Annotated in this window: 18 protein-coding genes; 10 read left to right on the top strand and 8 right to left on the bottom strand. The window is 67.7% G+C overall.

What is annotated here, in order from left to right:
• Positions 1–141 precede the first annotated feature (141 nt).
• The 9 genes from HPA01S_RS16490 (at position 142) to HPA01S_RS16450 (ending at position 9,735) form a co-directional block, all read left to right on the top strand.
• Positions 142–666: a tripartite tricarboxylate transporter TctB family protein gene (locus tag HPA01S_RS16490; RefSeq protein WP_066271860.1), complete on the top strand. Its 525-nt coding sequence runs from the start codon at positions 142–144 to the stop codon at positions 664–666.
• A 19-nt stretch (positions 667–685) separates the two neighbouring features.
• On the top strand, positions 686–2,176 hold the full coding sequence (locus tag HPA01S_RS16485; protein ID WP_066271865.1) for a tripartite tricarboxylate transporter permease: 1,491 nt from the start codon (positions 686–688) through the stop codon (positions 2,174–2,176).
• An 87-nt stretch (positions 2,177–2,263) separates the two neighbouring features.
• Entirely contained in the window at positions 2,264–3,763 is a 1,500-nt protein-coding gene (locus HPA01S_RS16480; RefSeq protein ID WP_066271859.1) for a sigma-54 interaction domain-containing protein, read from the top strand.
• 163 nt (positions 3,764–3,926) lie between these two features.
• The gene (locus HPA01S_RS16475; RefSeq protein ID WP_066271858.1) at positions 3,927–5,135 is read left to right on the top strand and encodes a substrate-binding domain-containing protein; all 1,209 of its coding nucleotides are present in this window, start codon (positions 3,927–3,929) and stop codon (positions 5,133–5,135) included.
• A gap of 141 nt (positions 5,136–5,276) precedes the next feature.
• Positions 5,277–6,038, top strand: a complete 762-nt coding sequence (locus HPA01S_RS16470; protein WP_066271857.1) for an ABC transporter ATP-binding protein — start codon at positions 5,277–5,279, stop codon at positions 6,036–6,038.
• The gene (locus tag HPA01S_RS16465; protein ID WP_066271856.1) at positions 6,035–6,772 is read left to right on the top strand and encodes an ABC transporter ATP-binding protein; all 738 of its coding nucleotides are present in this window, start codon (positions 6,035–6,037) and stop codon (positions 6,770–6,772) included. Before HPA01S_RS16470 ends, HPA01S_RS16465 begins: the two co-directional genes overlap by 4 nt.
• Positions 6,769–7,758 carry a branched-chain amino acid ABC transporter permease gene (locus HPA01S_RS16460; RefSeq protein WP_066271855.1) on the top strand — a complete coding sequence of 330 codons (990 nt, stop codon included), beginning with the start codon at positions 6,769–6,771 and terminating at the stop codon, positions 7,756–7,758. Before HPA01S_RS16465 ends, HPA01S_RS16460 begins: the two co-directional genes overlap by 4 nt.
• Before the next feature lie 13 nt (positions 7,759–7,771).
• On the top strand, positions 7,772–8,872 hold the full coding sequence (locus HPA01S_RS16455; RefSeq protein ID WP_066271854.1) for a branched-chain amino acid ABC transporter permease: 1,101 nt from the start codon (positions 7,772–7,774) through the stop codon (positions 8,870–8,872).
• The gene (locus tag HPA01S_RS16450) at positions 8,869–9,735 is read left to right on the top strand and encodes an alpha/beta fold hydrolase (RefSeq protein ID WP_066271853.1); all 867 of its coding nucleotides are present in this window, start codon (positions 8,869–8,871) and stop codon (positions 9,733–9,735) included. Before HPA01S_RS16455 ends, HPA01S_RS16450 begins: the two co-directional genes overlap by 4 nt.
• Positions 9,736–9,780: 45 nt before the next feature.
• On the opposite strand, the gene HPA01S_RS16445 is transcribed toward HPA01S_RS16450, so the two are convergent.
• From HPA01S_RS16445 to hemH, 8 genes are all read right to left on the bottom strand, one after another.
• Positions 9,781–10,062, bottom strand: a complete 282-nt coding sequence (locus HPA01S_RS16445) for a hypothetical protein (protein ID WP_157085070.1) — start codon at positions 10,060–10,062, stop codon at positions 9,781–9,783.
• Positions 10,063–10,184: 122 nt separating this feature from the next.
• Entirely contained in the window at positions 10,185–11,582 is a 1,398-nt protein-coding gene (locus HPA01S_RS16440) for a sensor histidine kinase (protein WP_245638676.1), read from the bottom strand.
• Positions 11,579–12,268, bottom strand: coding sequence for a response regulator transcription factor (locus HPA01S_RS16435; RefSeq protein ID WP_066271851.1), 690 nt, complete (start codon positions 12,266–12,268; stop codon positions 11,579–11,581). Before HPA01S_RS16435 ends, HPA01S_RS16440 begins: the two co-directional genes overlap by 4 nt.
• 35 nt (positions 12,269–12,303) lie before the next feature.
• Positions 12,304–13,833, bottom strand: a complete 1,530-nt coding sequence (locus HPA01S_RS16430; RefSeq protein ID WP_066271850.1) for a tripartite tricarboxylate transporter permease — start codon at positions 13,831–13,833, stop codon at positions 12,304–12,306.
• 30 nt (positions 13,834–13,863) lie between these two features.
• The gene (locus tag HPA01S_RS16425; protein WP_066271849.1) at positions 13,864–14,310 is read right to left on the bottom strand and encodes a tripartite tricarboxylate transporter TctB family protein; all 447 of its coding nucleotides are present in this window, start codon (positions 14,308–14,310) and stop codon (positions 13,864–13,866) included.
• A gap of 235 nt (positions 14,311–14,545) precedes the next feature.
• Positions 14,546–15,337 (bottom strand): type I methionyl aminopeptidase, encoded by a 792-nt coding sequence (gene map, locus HPA01S_RS16420; RefSeq protein WP_066271848.1) that lies wholly within the window; start codon positions 15,335–15,337, stop codon positions 14,546–14,548.
• Positions 15,337–15,591, bottom strand: coding sequence for a ParD-like family protein (locus HPA01S_RS16415; protein ID WP_066271847.1), 255 nt, complete (start codon positions 15,589–15,591; stop codon positions 15,337–15,339). Before HPA01S_RS16415 ends, map begins: the two co-directional genes overlap by 1 nt.
• An 84-nt stretch (positions 15,592–15,675) precedes the next feature.
• The gene (gene hemH, locus HPA01S_RS16410) at positions 15,676–16,770 is read right to left on the bottom strand and encodes a ferrochelatase (RefSeq protein WP_066271846.1); all 1,095 of its coding nucleotides are present in this window, start codon (positions 16,768–16,770) and stop codon (positions 15,676–15,678) included.
• Positions 16,771–16,789: 19 nt separating this feature from the next.
• On the opposite strand from hemH, the gene HPA01S_RS16405 reads away from it, so the two are divergent.
• Positions 16,790–17,506 carry an HAD family hydrolase gene (locus tag HPA01S_RS16405; RefSeq protein WP_066271845.1) on the top strand — a complete coding sequence of 239 codons (717 nt, stop codon included), beginning with the start codon at positions 16,790–16,792 and terminating at the stop codon, positions 17,504–17,506.
• Positions 17,507–17,582: the final 76 nt, after the last annotated feature.

Genomic DNA, 17,582 nt, shown 5'->3' with positions numbered 1-17,582 from the left:
GCCTGCGGCGCTGGGAGGGGGACGGCAGCTTGGGCCGGCACAGCCGGACCCTTGCTGCCCCTTGATGGGCGTTGCTTCTTGCGTTGCACCCTTTGATGCCCCTTGCTTCGGTTCTTGTTTTCAGCTTTCAGGAACACCGCTATGAATAGCCCCACCTCGCCCACCCCCAACCACCGCCCCGGCCAGCTGGCCATGGGCATCGGCGCGCTGCTGGTGGCCGCCGTGCTGGCCATCGGCGCCCTGTCCATCCCGTCCGACGCGGGTTATGCGGGCGTTGGCCCGAACTTCCTGCCCTGGGTCGTGAGCGCGGCGCTGGCGGTCTGCGGCGTCCTGCTGATCCGCGAGGTGCTCACCGGTGGCTACCGCCAGATGCCGGAGCCCTCGGGTGCCGCGCGCGGCGACTGGCGCGCACTCGCCTGGGTGTCGGCCGGCGTGCTGCTCAACGCCGCGCTGATCACCACCATCGGCTTCATCCTGAGCTGTTCGTTGTGCTTCGTGCTCGCGGTGCGTGGCCTGCGCATGAGCGAAGGCAAGCCCGCCGGCGGGCTGCCCCAGACGGTGAAGGACGCCGTCACCGGCATCCTCATTGCCGCGCCCGTGTACTGGCTGTTCACCAAGGTGCTCGCCGTGAACCTGCCAGGCATCACCGCCAGCGGCTGGATCTGAACCCGAGGCCAACACCATGATGGACACCTTCCAACAATTGCTCGGCGGTTTCGCCACCGCCGGCACCCCGATCAACCTGCTGTGGGCCTTTGCCGGCTGCGCGCTCGGCACCGCCATCGGCGTGCTGCCGGGCCTGGGCCCGGCCGTGACGGTGGCCATGCTGCTGCCCATCACCGGGCAGGTCGAGCCCACCGCCTCGATGATCTTCTTCGCCGGCATTTACTACGGCGCCATGTACGGCGGGTCGACCACCTCGATCCTGCTCAACACCCCGGGTGAAACCGGCACCATGGTGACCGCGCTCGAAGGCTTCAAGATGGCCAAGAGCGGGCGCGCGGGCGCTGCGCTGGCCAGCGCGGCCATCGGCTCCTTCATCGCTGGCACCATCGCCACCATCCTGGTCACGCTGTTCGCCCCCATCCTGGCCGACTTCGCCGTTCAGCTCGGCCCGCCCGAGTACTTCTGCCTGATGCTGCTGGCCTTCACCACGGTGAGTGCGGTGCTCGGCCAGAGCACCCTGCGGGGTCTCACCGCACTGTTCTTCGGCCTGGCGCTGGGCCTGATCGGCATCGACCAGATCACCGCCCAGGTGCGCTACACCGCCGGCGTGCTGGAGTTCATGGACGGCATCGAAGTGGTGCTGGTGGCCGTGGGCCTGTTTGCGGTCACCGAGGCGCTCTACAACGCGCTCTACGAAGGCCGCAGTGAAACGAGCATGAACAAGATGAGCAAGGCGCACATGACGCGGCGCGAGTGGCGCCGGTCGTGGCCCGCCTGGCTGCGTGGCACCGCCATCGGTTTCCCGTTCGGCACCATCCCTGCCGGCGGCACCGAGATCCCCACCTTCCTGAGCTACGCCACCGAGCGCAAGCTGGCCTCGCCCGAACACAAGGCCGAGTTCGGCACCACCGGTGCGATCGAAGGCGTGGCCGGCCCCGAGGCCGCCAACAACGCCGCCGTCACCGGCACGCTGGTGCCGCTGCTCACGCTGGGCATTCCCACGTCGGTGACCGCGGCCATCCTGCTGAGCGCCTTGCAGAACTACGGCATCAACGCCGGGCCGCAGTTGTTCCAGACTTCGTCGGCGCTGGTGTGGGCGCTGATCGCCTCGCTCTACATCGGCAACGTGATGCTGCTGGTGCTCAACCTGCCGATGGTCGGCCTGTGGGTGAAGCTGCTGAAGATCCCGCGCCCGCAGCTCTACGCCGGCATCCTGATCTTCGCCACCGTGGGCGTGTACGGCATGCGCCAGAGCGCGTTCGACCTGTTCCTGATGTACGGCCTGGGCCTGCTCGGCCTGGTGATGCGCCGCTACGACTTCCCGACCGCGCCGGTGATCGTCGGCCTGATCCTGGGGCCGATGGCCGAGGCGCAGATGCGCAACGCGCTGTCCATCGGGCAGGGCAGCTGGATGGTCTTTCTCGAGCGCCCGATGTCGGCCACCCTGCTCGCGGCGGTGGTGGCGGTGCTGGTGCTGCCACGTTTGCTGGCCGGCCGCAGCAAGGCCTGACGGCCCGCGCGCTGCTGCTGCACACCGGCCACGCCAGAGGGCGCGGCCGGTGTTTGCGCGCATACGGGTACGGGGTACCATCCCGGCATGACCCGCCTTCCGCGCGACGCACAAAGCATTCTTGAACTGGCCGCGAGGTCGATGTTCGAGCTGTTCGCCAATGCCAGCGAGGGCATGCTGCTGGTGGACCGCGACGGCCGCGTGGTCTGGATCAACGACCAGTACCGGCGCTTCCTGCCCGCCCTGGGCTTTGAGCGCGAAGAAGACTTTGTCGGCCACCCGGTTTCCAGCGTGGTGCAGCACACGCAGATGCACCAGGTGCTGGCCACCGGCAAACCCATCCTGATCGACCTCCTGACCAACCGCGCCGGTACCTTCGTGGTCAGTCGCATTCCGCTGCGCGATGGCGCGGGGGAGGTGATCGGTGTGCTCGGCATCGTGCTGTTCGACCACCCCGAAACCACCTTGCAGCCGCTGATCAGCAAGTTCGCACGGCTCGAGCAGGACCTGAGCGAGGCCCGGCGCGAGCTGGCCAGCCAGCGCCGCACCAAGTACACCTTTGCCAGTTTCGTCGGCAGCAGCACGGCCGCGCTGGAGGTGAAGCGCCAGGCGCGCCGTGCCGCGCAGTCGGCCAGCCCGGTGCTGCTGCTGGGCGAGACCGGCACCGGCAAGGAGCTGCTGGCGCACGCCATCCACGCGGCGTCGCCGCGCGCGGGCCGGCCCTTCGTGAGTGTGAACATGGCGGCCGTGCCCGACACCTTGCTGGAAGCCGAGTTCTTCGGCGTGGCGCCCGGTGCCTACACCGGTGCCGACAAGAAAGGGCGCGACGGCAAGTTCAAGCTGGCCGACGGCGGCACGCTGTTCCTCGACGAACTCGGCGACATGCCGATGTCGGTGCAGGTCAAGCTGCTGCGCGCGTTGCAGGAAGGCGAGATCGAGCCGCTGGGCTCGAACAAGCTGGTGCGCTTCGACGTGCGTGTGGTCGCCGCCACCTCGCGCGACCTGCAGCAGATGGTGCGCGACGGCAGCTTCCGCGAAGACCTGTACTACCGCCTCAACGTGCTGCCCATCCGCGTGCCGCCCTTGCGCGAGCGGCAGGACGACATCGCGCTGCTGATCGAGGCGCTGTGCGAAGACATCGCCGCGCGCGGCGGCGGCGCGCAGCTGGAGCTGACGGCCGACGCGCAGGCGCTGCTGGCGGCGCAGCCGTGGCGCGGCAACATCCGCGAGCTGCGCAACGTGCTGGAGCAACTGGCCTTGCGCAGCGACACGCACCACATCGCCGCCGCGCAGGTGGGGGCGGTGCTGCGCGAGGCCGGCCTGCCGGCGCTCACCCTCGGCACCCAGGCGCCGCCGTCCGCGGCGATGCACATGGCGGCTGTGGGCACCGTGGTTGATGCACCGTCCGCCTGGCGCACGCTGCCCGAGCAGATTGCCGAGCTGGAGCAGCGCGCCATCGCCGAGGCCCTGGCGCGCACCGGCGGCAACCGCTCGGCCGCAGCCAAGCTGCTGGGCATTTCGCGCGCCAGCCTCTACGACCGGCTGGCCGCCCAGGGTGATGTGTCTGAAATTCAGACGGTTGCCTGAATTTCAGACAGTCGGAACCATCAAGGCTGTCTGAAATCTGGACGCTGTTGGGCAGCAGGTGCTGAAAAGCCTTTGAAAACAAGGGCCCGGCACATTGGCACGAACCCTGCAATGCGAGGGGTACGGCGCACAGCGCTGTGGTCCAACAACCAGGAGACATGACATGACACACACCACCCGCCGCCTGGCGGTCATCGCGCTCGCCTGCACCGCTGCTTTCGGCACCAGCCTCGCCAGCGCGCAAGCCAACAAGGGTGAGATCCGCATCGCCCACATCCACAGCAAGACCGGCCCGCTCGAGGCCTATGCCAAGCAGACCCAGGCCGGTCTGATGATGGGCTTGTCCTACGCCACCGGCGGCACGATGACCGTGGCCGGCAAGAAGATCGTGGTGATCGAGAAAGACGACCAGGGCAAGCCCGACGTGGGCAAGAGCCTGCTGGCCACCGCTTACGCCGACGACAAGGTCGATCTGGCCATCGGCCCGACCGCTTCGCCCGTGGCCCTGGCCATGCTGCCGGTGGCCGAGGAGTACAGGAAGATCCTGCTGGTCGAGCCCGCCGTGGCCGACTCCATCACCGGCGACAAGTGGAACAAGTACATCTTCCGCACCGGCCGCAACAGCAGCCAGGACGCTGCCGCCAACGCGGTCGCGCTGGACCAGCCGGGCAACGTGATCGCCATGCTGGCGAACGACAACGCCTTCGGCCGCGACGGCGTGAAGGCCGCCAAGGACTTCACCAAGAAGGCCAAGATCGTGCACGAGGAGTACCTGCCGGTGGGCACGACGGACTTCACCGCCGGCCTGCTGCGCATCGTCGACAAGCTCAAGGACCAGCCCGGCACCAAGTACATCTCGGTGGGCTGGTCGGGCGCGCCCACGCCGTTCCCCAAGATCGCCGAGATGGAGCTGGAAAAACGCTACGGCATCAAGCTCGCCACCGGCGGCAACATCCTGCCCGCGATGGTGGCCTACAAGCAGTTCCCCGGCATGGAGGGCGCGCTGTATTACTACTTCGGCATCCCGAAGAACCCGGTGAACGACGCCATGGTGGCCGAGCACTACAAGCAGTTCAAGACGCCGCCGGACTTCTTCACCGCGGGTGGTTTCTCTGCCGCGATGGCGGTGGTGACGGCGCTGAAGAAAACCAACGGCGACACCAACACCAACAAGCTCATCCAGACCATGGAAGGCATGAGCTTCGAGACGCCCAAGGGCACCATGACCTTCCGCAAGGAAGACCACCAGGCCATGCAGAGCATGTACCACTTCAAGATCAAGGCCGACCCGGCGTTTGCCTGGGGTGTGCCGGAGCTGGTGCGCGAGATCAAGCCGGAAGACCTGGCGATTCCGATTCGGAACAAGCGCTGAGCGCTTGACCCCCTGCGCCGCTGAGGCGGCTTCCCCCTGGAAGGGGGACAACACGAGCGGCCTGGCAAAGCCAGTTCCGCCGTGTTTCTGGAAGGTCGTCGCACCCGCGGCGACCTGACCTCCACGCTCTCCGGATCTCCCATGCTTGAAACCCAAGACCTCACGGTCCGCTTCGGCGGGCACGTGGCGGTGAATGCCGTCTCCTGCGCGTTCGCGCCGGGCACGCTCACCGCCATCGTCGGCCCCAACGGGGCGGGCAAGACCACCTACTTCAACCTGATCTCGGGCCAGATCAAGGCCAGCGCGGGCCGCGTGCGGCTCGGTGGCCACGACATCTCGGCGCTGGGGGCACCGGCGCGTGCGCAGGCGGGGCTGGGCCGGGCGTTCCAGCTCACCAACCTGTTTCCCAAACTCACGGTGCAGGAGAACGTGCGGCTGGCGGTGCAGGCCAAGGCGCGTGCCGGCCTGAACCTGTGGCGCATCTGGAGCGACCGGCGCGACTTGCTGCAGCGTGCCGACGAAGTGCTGGAGACCGTGGCCCTGGCCGACAAGCGCGACGCGCTGGCGAGCAGCCTGCCGCACGGCGACCAGCGCAAGCTGGAGGTGGGCATTCTGATGGCGCTGGAGCCGCAGGTCTTCATGTTCGACGAACCCACCGCCGGCATGAGCGTGGACGAGGTGCCGGTGATCCTGAACCTGATCCGCCAGCTCAAGGCCGACAAGAGCAAGACCATCCTGCTGGTCGAACACAAGATGGACGTGGTGCGCGAACTCTCCGACCGCATCATCGTGCTGCACAACGGCGAACTCGTGGCCGATGGCGAACCCGCCAGCGTCATCGCTTCGCCGGTGGTGCAGCAGGCGTATCTGGGCATCAATCCTGAAGAAGAGGTGAGTGCATGAGCCAGAACCTGCTGACGCTGAAGGGCGTTCATACCCACATCGGCGCGTACCACATCCTGCACGGCGTGGACCTCGCCGTGCCCGCCAACCAGCTCACCATGCTGCTCGGCCGCAACGGCGCGGGCAAGACCACCACGCTGCGCACCATCATGGGCCTGTGGCACGCCAGCCAGGGTTCGGTGACGCTGGCCGGACAGGACATCACGCAGCGCCCCACGCCCGACATCGCGCGCAGTGGCGTGGCCTACGTGCCCGAAAGCATGGGCATCTTCTCCGACCTCTCGGTGCGCGAGAACATGCTGCTGGCCGCGCGCGGCGCACGCAGCCTGGACGACATCGACACCCAGCGGCTCGAATGGATCTTCGGCCTGTTCCCGGCCATCAAGAAGTTCTGGCTGCACCCGGCCGGCAAGCTCAGTGGCGGGCAGAAACAGATGCTGGCGGTGTCGCGCGCCATCGTCGAACCGCGCCAGTTGCTGCTGATCGACGAGCCCAGCAAGGGCCTGGCGCCCGCCATCATCCAGAACATGATCGCGGCCTTCCGCGAACTCAAGGCCGCGAAGACCACGATCCTGCTGGTGGAGCAGAACTTCAACTTCGCGCGCCAGCTCGGCGACAGCGTGGCCGTGATGGACGACGGCCGCGTGGTGCACAGCGGCTCGATGGCCGAACTCGCGGCAGATGAAAACCTGCAGTCGAAATTGCTCGGCCTTTCTCTCGGAGCACACCAATGAAATTCCTCAACGCCGACTTCGACTGGAAGCCGCTGGCGCTGGTGCCCGCGCTGGCGCTGATCGCGCTGCCCGCCATCGGCAACGGCTCCACCTGGCTCACGCTCACTGTGGCGGGCCTGGCCATGGGCATGATCGTCTTCATCATTGCCTCGGGCCTCACGCTGGTGTTCGGCCTGATGGACGTGCTGAACTTCGGCCACGGCGTGTTCATCGCGCTGGGTGCCTTCGTCGCCACCACCGTGCTGGCCAGCATGGGCAGCTACACCACGGCCGACAGCCTGTGGCTCAACCTGATGGCGCTGCTGCCGGCCATGCTGGTGGCCATGGCGGTGGCCGGCGCGCTGGGCTGGGTGTTCGAGCGCCTGATCATCCGCCCGGTGTACGGCATGCACCTGAAGCAGATCCTCATCACCATGGGCGGCATGATCATCGGTGAAGAGATGATCAAGGTCATCTGGGGCCCGGGGCAGATCGCGCTGCCGCTGCCTCAAACCCTGCGTGGCTCCTTCATCTTCGGTGACGCCTCGGTGGAGAAGTACCGCCTGCTCGCGGTGCTGGTGGGTGCGGCCGTTTTCGCCGCCATGGTGTGGACGCTCAACCGCACCAAGGTCGGCCTGCTGGTGCGTGCCGGCGTGCAGGACCGCGAGATGGTCGAGTCGCTCGGCTACCGCATCCGGCAACTCTTCATCGGCGTCTTCGTGGTCGGCAGCGCGCTGGCCGGCCTGGGCGGCGTGATGTGGGGCCTGTACCAGCAGACCGTGCTGCCGCAGATGGGCGCACAGGTGAACGTGCTGATCTTCATCGTCATCATCATCGGCGGCCTCGGCTCCACGCTGGGCGCGCTCATCGGCGCGCTGCTGGTGGGGCTGATGGCGAACTACACCGGTTTCCTGATGCCCAAGGTCGCGCTGTTCTCCAACATCGCGTTGATGGTTGCCATTTTGTTGTGGCGGCCGCAGGGCGTGTACCCCGTGACGAACCGTTGAACAGGAGCACTGCATGATTTCCCGACTCCTCTCCAACGATCTTCCGCGCAGCCGCTGGCTCGTCGCGCTGCTCATCGTGCTGTTCCTGGGGCTGGCGTTCGCGCCGTTCCTGTTCCCCGGCGTGAAGGCGCTCAACGTGGCGGCCAAGGTGCTGATCTTCGTGGCGCTGGTGGCCAGCTTCGACCTGCTGCTGGGCTACACCGGCATCGTGAGTTTTGCGCACACCATGTTCTTCGGCATCGGCGCCTATGGCGTGGCGATTGCGCTCAACGCCGCCGAGACGCCGTCGTGGGGCGCGATCTTGCTGGGCGTGGTCTGCGCCTTGCTGGTGTCGCTGGTGCTGTCGCTGCTGATCGGCCTGTTCTCGCTGCGCGTGAAGGCGATCTTCTTCGCCATGATCACGCTGGCGGTGGCCTCGGCCTTCCTCACGCTGGCCTCGCAGCTGTCGGACTTCACCGGTGGTGAAGACGGCCTCACCTTCCGCGTGCCCGAGCTGCTGTCGCCCGGCTTCACGCTCACCGAGGAACCGCTGCAGACGCCGCTGGGCGAGATTGACCTGAACGGCCGGCTGATCACCTACTACCTGATCTTCCTGGCGGTGACGGCGATCTTCCTCACCATCCTGCGCATCGTGAACTCGCCGTTCGGCCGCGTGCTGCAGGCGATTCGAGAGAACGATTTCCGCGCCGAAGCGCTGGGCTACCGCACCGTGGTCTACCGCACGCTCTCCAACGTGCTGTCGGCCGGCTTCGCCACGCTGGCGGGCTGCCTGCTCGCGCTCTGGCTGCGCTACAACGGGCCCGACACCTCGCTCTCGTTCGAGATCATGCTCGACATCCTGCTCATCGTCGTCATCGGCGGCATGGGCACGCTGTATGGCGCCTTCATCGGCAGCGTGCTGTTCGTGGTGGCGCAGAGTTACCTGCAGGATCTGTTGCGCCTGGCGGGCGACGCCACCCAGGGGCTGCCGCTGCTGCCCGCGCTGCTCACGCCCGACCGCTGGTTGCTCTGGCTGGGGATTCTGTTCGTGCTCTCGGTCTATTACTTCCCGACCGGCATCGTCGGCAAACTGCGCGAGCGCGCCGAGCTGGCGCAGGGCAAGGGGCGGCCATGAGCAGCCGCACCGCCGTCACACCACGCTCGCGTTACCTGTCCTGCGAGGGGCGCGAGATCCACTTCATGGACTGGGAGCCCGAGCAGCCCACCGGCCAGGTGGTGATCGCCTGGCACGGCCTGGCGCGCACCGGGCGCGACATGGACCCGCTGGCCGCGCACCTCAGCGCGCTGGGCTGGCGCGTGATCTGCCCCGACACCATCGGCCGCGGCCTCTCGCAATGGAGCCCGAACCCCGAAGCCGAGTACTGCCTGGACTTTTACGCGCGTATCGCCACCGCGCTGGTGGACCAGCTCGCCCTCAAACGCTTTCACTGGGTGGGCACCTCCATGGGCGGCGCCATCGGCATGGTGTGCGCTGCGGGGCCGCTGCATGGGCGCATCGAGCGCCTGCTGCTCAACGACATCGGCCCCAAGCTGGCCGACGACGCGGTGCAGCGCATCCGCACCTACGCCGGCAACCCCTCTGCCTTCGACACGGTGAGCGAGCTGGAGCAGTACTTCCGCACCGTCTACAAACCCTACGGGTTCCTGAGCGACGCGCAGTGGCGCCTGCTCACGGAAAGCTCCACGCGCCGCCTGCCCGACGGCCGCGTGACGCCGCACTACGACCCGGCGATGGCCCAGCAGTTCACCCACCACCCGGCGGACTACGACCTCTGGCCCACCTACGACCGCATCGACATTCCCGTGCTCTGCCTGCGCGGCGCAGACTCCGACCTGCTGCTCGCCGACACGGCCGAAGCCATGCGCGACCGCGGGCCGCGCGCGCTGGTGGTGACGATGGCGGGTTGTGGCCACGCGCCGGCACTCAACGTGCCCGAGCAGTTCGAGCTGGTGCAGCGTTTTCTGGCCGGGCACTGAAGCGGCACGCGCGCCCGCTAGGGGCGCGGCGCGCAGCCGGTGGCGTCAGCGGATGCGGGCGCCCAGTGGTGTCCAGCCCAGCAGCCTGCGCAGGCCGCGGTGGCCGCTGGCGGCGTGGCCCACCAGCGCGGTGCCGGCCAGCAGGCCGGCGGTGCGCACGACGCCGGAGGGGTGCACACGCGTGAACGCCCAGGCCGCCACGCCGGCACCCAGCAAGAGCCAGTCGCCGCCCGAAAGGTTGTCGCGGCTGGTCGGCACCGGTCTGGCGGGCCGGACGGTGGACACCGCTCGGCTGGAACCTCCGTCAACGCGTTTTCTGGTGACCACGGTGCTCTCCTTGGCTGGGTTGAAATGAGCCCCACTGTAGGGGTGTGTGCCGACCGCGTGTGTAGGACGGAGGCGGAATATCCGTGTCGCCGATGTGTCTCGGCGGCGCGCCCTGGCGGTGTTCAGGCCAGCGGCAGCACCAGGCTGGCGCGCAGGCCGCGCCCGTGGTCGGCGCTGTCGAGCTGCAGCTCCGAGCCCAGCAACTGCGCGTAACGCGACACGATGGACAGGCCCAGGCCCGCCCCCTGGCGCAGGCTTTCGCCTTCGGGTCCCTGGGTCCAGCGCCGCATCAGCTCGCGCCGTGCCGAGGCCTCGATGCCCGGACCGTCGTCCACCACCGCCAGCACGCAGGTTCCCGCCTCCGGGTTGGACGAGAGCTCCACCGTGAGCGTGGGGCCGCCGTAGCGCAGCGCGTTGTCGATCAGGTTGTCGAGGATGCCTTCGATCAGCGAGGTGTCGGCCCAGACGTGGATGTCTTCGCCGTCGTCCAGGCCGCGCGCGCCCAGGTCGATGCCGCGCGCGTCGGCCTTGTCGAGGTGGCGCATCACCACGTGGCCCACCAGCGGCGCCAGCGCCAGGCGTTCCTTTTGCAGCGCGACTTCGGCTTCGTTGGCCACGGCCAGGTCGAGCAGCTGGTTGACCAGCCGGCCGGCGCGCTCGGCGCTGGTGGCGATCTGCTGCAGCTGCTGTTGCGACACCGAGGCGTCGGGGTGTGCCTGGCCGTAGTCGGCCAGGGCGCGGATGCGCGCCAGCGGCGTGCGCAGCTCGTGCGCCACGTTGCCGGCGAACTCGCGTTGCGAGCGCACGCTGCGCGCGAGGCGGTCGAACAGGTCGTTCACCGCCAGGCCCACCTGCTCGATCTCGCGCGTGGACGGCGAGATCACCACCGGCGTGAGGTCGTTGGCGTCGCGGTGGGCAAGGGTGTCCTGCAGCCGCGCCAGCGGCGCCAGGTCGCGTTCGATGCCGCGCCAGAGCCAGAACGCGAGCAGGGCCAGCAACAGCAGCAGGGGCAGGGCGCCGAACAGGAGCATGCGCTGCACCAGCGCAGCACGCACGTAGGTGGTGTGCGCCATGACGACGTGGTAGACCTCGCCCTGCACCTCGTGGCGCAGCGACACGGCCCGCACCGGCAGGCCCTGGTAAACGATGTTGCTGTAGCGCGAGTCCATATCGGGCTTCGGCTCGGGCACCGGAGGCAGCGCGTCGCCGGCCAGCAAGGAGCCGTCGGGGCGCAGCACCGCGAAGTGCACCGCTTCGGCCTGGTCGAACAGGGCCGCGGTCAGCTCGCTGTGGGTCAGTTGCAGCGCCACGCCGCCGTCCGGGTTGGGCGAGACATGCGAGGCGATGGAGTAAGCGTCGTCGAGCAGGGCACGGTCAAAGGCCTGCTCGGTGAAATGGCTGACCACGCTGAGCGTGGCCACGGTGCCGGCAAGCCAGGTCAGCGCCAGCGGCAGCATGACGTGGCGCAGCATGCGGATGCGCAACGAGGGCGCCGACTTGCGCGGCGCGGCGATGTTCAAACCTCGGGCTCCAGCAGGTAGCCAATGCCGCGCAGGGTGCGGATCGAGGCGCCGCTGCCCGCGAGTTTCTTGCGCAGCCGGGAGATGAAGGCCTCCAGCGCGTTGTCACCCAGGGATTCGTCGAAGCCGGAGAGTTTGTCCGACAGCTGCCGTTTGCTCACGGCGTGGCCGGGTGGGCTCATCAGCTCCCACAGCACCTCGAACTCACGCGCCGGCAATTCCAGCGGCTCGCCTGCCAGCGTGAAGCGGCGCGCGCGCCGATCCAGCCGCAGGTCACCCAGCTGGGCGGTGTCGTCGGTGCCGAGGGCGCGCCGCACCAGGGCGCGCAGGCGGGCTTCCACTTCGGCGAGGTCGAACGGCTTGCCCAGGTAGTCGTCGGCGCCAGTGTCCAGCCCGGCAATGCGTTCGTCGGTGCGGTTGCGTGCGGTGAGCACCAGCACGGGGGTGCGGTCGCCGCGTGCGCGTGCCTCGCGCAGCACGCTCAGGCCGTTGCCCATGGGGCTGTCCGGCCGGTCGTGCTGGGGCAGGTTGAGGTCGAGCAGCACGGCGTCGAACGGCTGCACGCGCCACAGGTGGCTGGCCTGCTGTGCGCTCACAGCCGGGTCCACACGGTGGCCCTCGTGTTCCAGGCTGCGTGTGATGACCTCTCTCAACACCGCATCGTCTTCAACCAGCAAGATCCGCATGGTCTCTAGGCTAGCAGAAGGCGACGGCGTGGGTTTCAAGTGGCCTGCTGTTGCTTGATGGCGTCGAGTTCTTCCTTCGCCCGCAGGTTGTTGCGCAGGGTGGACCAGAAGGCCCAGGCCAGCAGCACGGCGGTGAACGCGAGCAGCGTGGCGCTGATGGGGCGCTGCAGGAAGATGGTGGCGTCGCCGCGCGAGATCAGCATGGCGCGGCGCAGGTACTCTTCCATCATCGGTCCGAGGATGTAGCCCAGCAGCAGCGGCGCGGGTTCGAACTTCAGCACCATCATCAGGTAACCCATGATGCCCAGGCCGGTGACCATGTAGATGTCAAAGACGTTGTTGTTCACGCTGTACACGCCGAGCGCAACGAACACGATGATGGCCGGGTACATCCAGGAGAACGGGATGCGCAGCAGCGCGACCCACAGACCGATGGTCGGCAGGTTCAGGATCACCAGCATGATGTTGCCGATGCCAAAGCTCACCACCAGGCCCCAGAACAGGCCGGGTTGTTCGGAGATCAGCATCGGGCCCGGCTGGATGCCGTGGATGATCAGCGCGCCGAGCATCACGGCCATCACCGCGTCACCCGGGATACCGAGGGAGAGCGAGGGCACGAAAGCGGTCTGGGCGGCGGCGTTGTTGGCCGATTCGGGGGCGGTGATGCCCTCGATGGCGCCCTTGCCGAAGCGGCTCGGGTCTTTGGCGACCTTCTTCTCGATGGCGTAGGACATGAAGGACGCGATCGACGGGCCCACGCCGGGCAGTGCACCCAGCGCCGAACCCAGCGCCGAGCCACGGATCATCGGCTTGATGGTGGCCTTGAACTCGTCCGAGGTCGGCACCATGGAGCGCAGCGTGACCTTGTCGGGCTTCTGGTTGGTGTCGGCCGAGTTGATGCAGCGCACCACTTCGGCAATGCCGAACAGGCCCATGGCCAGCGCCACCAGGTTGATGCCGTCCATCAGCTCGGGCACGTCGAACGAGAAGCGTGCGACACCGCTGTTGACGTCGGTGCCGACCATGCCCAGCAGCAGGCCGAAGACCATCATGCACAGGCCCTTGATGGCCGAGCCGGAGCTCACCGACGAAGCGGCCACCAGGCCCAGCAGCATCATCGAGCAGAACTCGGCCGGGCCGAACTTCAGGCCGACTTCAGCGATCACCGGCGAAAACAGCGTGAGCAGGATCAGGCCCGACATCGCACCGGCCAGCGAGGCGATGGTGGTCACGAACAGGGCCACACCGGCCTTGCCCTTCTTGGCCATCGGGTAACCGTCCAGACAGGTCACCGCCGATGACGGTGTGCCCGGCAGGTTCAGCAGGATGGAGGCGGTGGAGCCGCCGTACTGCGCACCGTAGTACACGCCGGCCAGCATGATGATGGCTGCGGTGGGCGGGATGTGGTACGTCAGCGGCAGCAGCAGCGAGATCGCGGCCAGGGCGCCGATGCCGGGCAACACGCCGACAACGGTGCCCAGGAAGACGCCGAAGAAACAGTAGGCGAGGTTGATGGGCTCGATCGCAACTTGTGCGCCGAGCATGAGGTTTCCGAGCAGTTCCATGGTGTGGATTCCTTGTTGTTGTGTCGGGGCTCAGATGCTCCAGGGCCAGATCGGCAGAATCATTTGCAGGCCGAACGGGAAGATCGCCACCGTGAGGATGGACACCACCACACAGACCGTCAGCCGCGTGCGCAGATTCATCGACGAAGGCACCAGCGAGAGCAGGGCCGCGACGAAGGTCGCCAGCGCCACACCCAGGAAGCGCAGGCCGAGGGCGAACACGATCAGGCTCAGCGAGCACCAGAACAGGTTGCCCCATTGCACGCTGATGGCGTTGCCACGCCGCCACCAGGCGGGCACGGCCACCATCAGGCCCAGCACCGCGAGCAGCCAGCCCAGTGCCACGGGGAAATAACCCGGGCCCATGCGGGCGGTGTCACCGAAGTCGTAGGCGCGGCCATAGAGGGCAAAGAACAGGCCGGCCGCTGTCATCAACAGGCCGCCGACCAGGTCGTGAAGGTCTCGAGTGGTTTTCATGGAATGGACAAGGCGCGAGGCGCCGGGAGGGATATGGTTCGGCACACGCGTGCACCAGCGAGGTCCTGTCGCCAGACGGCACTCAGGACGGTGAAGGCAGCTTAGAAGGGGTTTGCTGACCAGAACCTGATCAGGCGGTGCGTGCGCGATCGCAGCCGCGACAGCGGCCACTGTGCGGGTTGCGCTGGCGGTGGTGTGCGAAGCCGGGTGGGGCCAACCCGGCGGTGGCGGCGTGTCAGATGGGCGCGTAGTGGCCGGTGCCGCCGGGCCAGGTGGTCAGCACCTGATAGCCGTCGGGCGTGACGGCCACCATGTGTTCCCATTGCGCCGACAAAGACCGGTCTTTGGTCACCACGGTCCAGCCGTCGGGCAGTTGCCGGATCTCGCGCTTGCCGGCGTTGAGCATGGGCTCGATGGTGAAGACCATGCCAGCTTCCAGCCGGAGGCCTTCGCCGCGCCGCCCGTAGTGCAGCACGTTCGGCTCGTCGTGGTAGATCTGCCCGATGCCATGCCCGCAGTACTCGCGCACCACGCTGAAGTGTTCGCGCTGCGCGACCGACTGGATGGCATGGCCGATGTCGCCCAGGGTCGCACCCGGCCGAACCTGCCGGATGCCGGCGAGCATGGCCTCGTAGGTGGTCTCCACCAGGCGCCGCGCGAGGGTGTTCGGCGGTCCGACGAAAAACATGCGGCTGGTATCGCCGAACCAGCCGTCCTTGATGACCGCGACATCGATGTTGACGATGTCACCCTTTTTCAGAATCTTCTCGGGCGAGGGAATGCCGTGGCACACCACCTGGTTGACCGAGGTCAGGATGGTCTTGGGATAGCCCTGGTAACCCACGTTGGCAGGGATCGCGCCCTGCACGTTCACGATGTGTTCGTGGCAGATCCGGTCAAGCTCCGCGGTGCTCACGCCGGGCACGACGTGTGGCTCGATCATGGCGAGCACCTCGGCGGCCAGCTGGCCGGCGCGCCGGGACATCGCAATGTCTTCGGGCGACTTGAGGGTGATGCCGCGTGCCACTAGTGTTTGCCCGTCGAGGCCGTGCGCGGCTTGCTGGCGATCGCGGTGGACGCCACGCCGATGTCCAGGCCGCCCGCCAGTTCGGCGCGCACCAGCAGCTGGCAGATCTCGCGGTGGTCCATGTCCGGGTGCATTTCGGCCAGCATGCCGATGCGCAGCCAGTGTTCGGCCTGCGCGTTGATGGAGCGGCTCAGCGCGCTGCCTGCCACCCGCAGGTTCTCGTGCATCAGGTCCGAAATCTTGACAATGCCCATGGCTTACCTCTGTATGAAACGTATTCGAAGTATATACGTTTCATATATGCCGGAGCTCTGCCCGGGTCGAGGCCGGGTTTGGTCTTACTGCTTCGCGCCCAGCGCCAGCGCGCGTTCGCGGCTGGCCTGCAGGGCCATCGGGTTGTTGGCGTGCTTCGTCGGCCAGCCTTGCAGGTGCCGCTCGGCCAGGTCGGTCAGGGCGCGGATCCATTCCGGCGTGTCGTTCACGCAGGGGATGTACTCGAAGCGCTCGCCGCCAGCATGCAGGAAAGCCTCACGCGCTTCCATGTTGATTTCTTCCAGCGTTTCCAGGCAGTCGCTGGTGAAGCCGGGGCACAGCAGATCCACGCTCTTCACGCCCCTTTTCGCCATGGCGACCAGGGTGGGTTCGGTGTAGGGCTCAAGCCACTTGGCCTTGCCGAAGCGCGACTGGAAGGTGAGGGTGTAGCGCTCCGCCGGCAGTCCCAGTTGTTCCGCCAGCAGGCGGGCGGTCACGCGGCATTCGCAGTGATACGGGTCGCCCAGGTGCAGGGTGCGTTCGGGCACGCCGTGAAAACTCATCACCAGGTGCTCGCCCGGGCCGCCTTGCGCCATCCAGTGCGCGCGCACCCGGCGCGCCAGCGCCTGGATGTAGCCGGGGTCGTCGTGGTAGCGGTTGACGAAGCGGAACTCGGGCAGGTGGCGCACGTCGCGTGACCAGGCCGTCACCGCGTCGATCACGCTGGCTGTGGTGGTGCCGCTGTACTGCGGGTAGGCCGGCAGCACCAGCACGCGCGTCACGCCCTCGGCCTTGAGTTCGTCGAGCACGGCTGCGATGGAGGGGTTGCCATAACGCATGGCGTGGCGCACCGTGACCTGGTGCCCGCGCTCACCCAGGTAACCGCGCAGCAGCGTGGCCTGCTTCTCGGTCCACACCTTCAGCGGCGAACCTTCGGGTGTCCAGATGCTGGCGTACTTGGCGGCCGACTTGGCCGGCCGCGTGCGCAGGATGATGCCGTGCAGGATCGGCAGCCACAGCAGGCGCGGGATTTCCACCACACGCGGATCGGCCAGGAACTCGGCCAGGTAGCGGCGCAACGCCGGGGCGGTGGCTTCGTCGGGTGTGCCGAGGTTGCAGTACACGATGGCCGTGCGCGCGGCCTGGCCATGGGGGATCGTCGGTTCGGGGCGAAAGGGCATGCGCTATTCTCCCGCAGACATGAATACCCCCCTCACCACGGCGCTGGATGTGGCCCGCATCCGCGCCATCACCATCGATCTGGACGACACGCTGTGGCCGATCTGGCCCATCATCGCGCGCGCCGAAGCCTCCCTGTCCACCTGGCTGGCGACACACGCGCCGGCCACTGCCGCGCAGTGGGGTGATCCGGTGGCGCTGCGCGAGGTGCGCAACCAGATGCACACGCTGCGGCCCGATCTGGCGCACGACCTGAGTGCGCTGCGGCGCGAATCGATCCGCCTGGTCCTGCAGCGCGCGGGCGACGACCCGGCGCTGGCCGAAGCGGCGTTTGATGTGTTCTTTGCCGAGCGCCAGCGCGTCGAGCTGTTCGAGGACGCCTTGCCCACGCTCGAATGGCTGGCGCAGCGTTACCCCGTGATCGCCTTGTCCAACGGCAATGCCGATGTGCACCGAGTGGGCATTGGCGAACACTTCAAGGGCGCGTTGAGCGCGCAGCTGTTTGGCGTCGGCAAGCCCGATCCGCGCATCTTCCACGCCGCCGCCGAGGCCGCGGGTGTGCGTGCGCACGAGGTGCTGCACATTGGTGACGACGCCCAGCTGGACGTGGTGGGCGCGCTCGGTGCCGGCATGCAGGCCGCCTGGCTCAACCGCAGCGGCGATGCGTGGGAGCTTGCACCGCTGCAGCCCCACACCACCGTGGCCGATCTGCACACGCTGCGCCGTCAGCTCGGCTGAAGCCGGCGAACCCGAGCGCACCGTGCCCCGCGGCCTTCGTGTGAAGGCGCGCGGGTCAGAGGCCAGTCAGAGGCCG

The organism is Hydrogenophaga palleronii NBRC 102513 (assembly GCF_001571225.1).
GTDB classification, from domain to species: Bacteria; Pseudomonadota; Gammaproteobacteria; order Burkholderiales; family Burkholderiaceae_C; genus Hydrogenophaga; species Hydrogenophaga palleronii.
The sequence above is the reverse complement of the archived record's forward strand: the minus strand, read 5'-3'. Positions and strand labels throughout refer to the sequence as shown.

Bases quoted from the DNA above. Each gene is read 5' to 3' on its own strand.
- HPA01S_RS16435 (WP_066271851.1), bottom strand. From the start codon at position 12,268: ATGCGGATCTTGCTGGTTGAAGACGATGCGGTGTTGAGAGAGGTCATC.
- HPA01S_RS16480 (WP_066271859.1), top strand. From the start codon at position 2,264: ATGACCCGCCTTCCGCGCGACGCACAAAGCATTCTTGAACTGGCCGCG.
- HPA01S_RS16455 (WP_066271854.1), top strand. From the start codon at position 7,772: ATGATTTCCCGACTCCTCTCCAACGATCTTCCGCGCAGCCGCTGGCTC.
- HPA01S_RS16430 (WP_066271850.1), bottom strand. From the start codon at position 13,833: ATGGAACTGCTCGGAAACCTCATGCTCGGCGCACAAGTTGCGATCGAG.
- HPA01S_RS16460 (WP_066271855.1), top strand. From the start codon at position 6,769: ATGAAATTCCTCAACGCCGACTTCGACTGGAAGCCGCTGGCGCTGGTG.
- HPA01S_RS16485 (WP_066271865.1), top strand. From the start codon at position 686: ATGGACACCTTCCAACAATTGCTCGGCGGTTTCGCCACCGCCGGCACC.
- hemH (WP_066271846.1), bottom strand. From the start codon at position 16,770: ATGCCCTTTCGCCCCGAACCGACGATCCCCCATGGCCAGGCCGCGCGC.
- HPA01S_RS16415 (WP_066271847.1), bottom strand. From the start codon at position 15,591: ATGGGCATTGTCAAGATTTCGGACCTGATGCACGAGAACCTGCGGGTG.
- HPA01S_RS16450 (WP_066271853.1), top strand. From the start codon at position 8,869: ATGAGCAGCCGCACCGCCGTCACACCACGCTCGCGTTACCTGTCCTGC.
- HPA01S_RS16490 (WP_066271860.1), top strand. From the start codon at position 142: ATGAATAGCCCCACCTCGCCCACCCCCAACCACCGCCCCGGCCAGCTG.
- HPA01S_RS16465 (WP_066271856.1), top strand. From the start codon at position 6,035: ATGAGCCAGAACCTGCTGACGCTGAAGGGCGTTCATACCCACATCGGC.
- HPA01S_RS16405 (WP_066271845.1), top strand. From the start codon at position 16,790: ATGAATACCCCCCTCACCACGGCGCTGGATGTGGCCCGCATCCGCGCC.
- HPA01S_RS16475 (WP_066271858.1), top strand. From the start codon at position 3,927: ATGACACACACCACCCGCCGCCTGGCGGTCATCGCGCTCGCCTGCACC.
- HPA01S_RS16470 (WP_066271857.1), top strand. From the start codon at position 5,277: ATGCTTGAAACCCAAGACCTCACGGTCCGCTTCGGCGGGCACGTGGCG.
- HPA01S_RS16425 (WP_066271849.1), bottom strand. From the start codon at position 14,310: ATGAAAACCACTCGAGACCTTCACGACCTGGTCGGCGGCCTGTTGATG.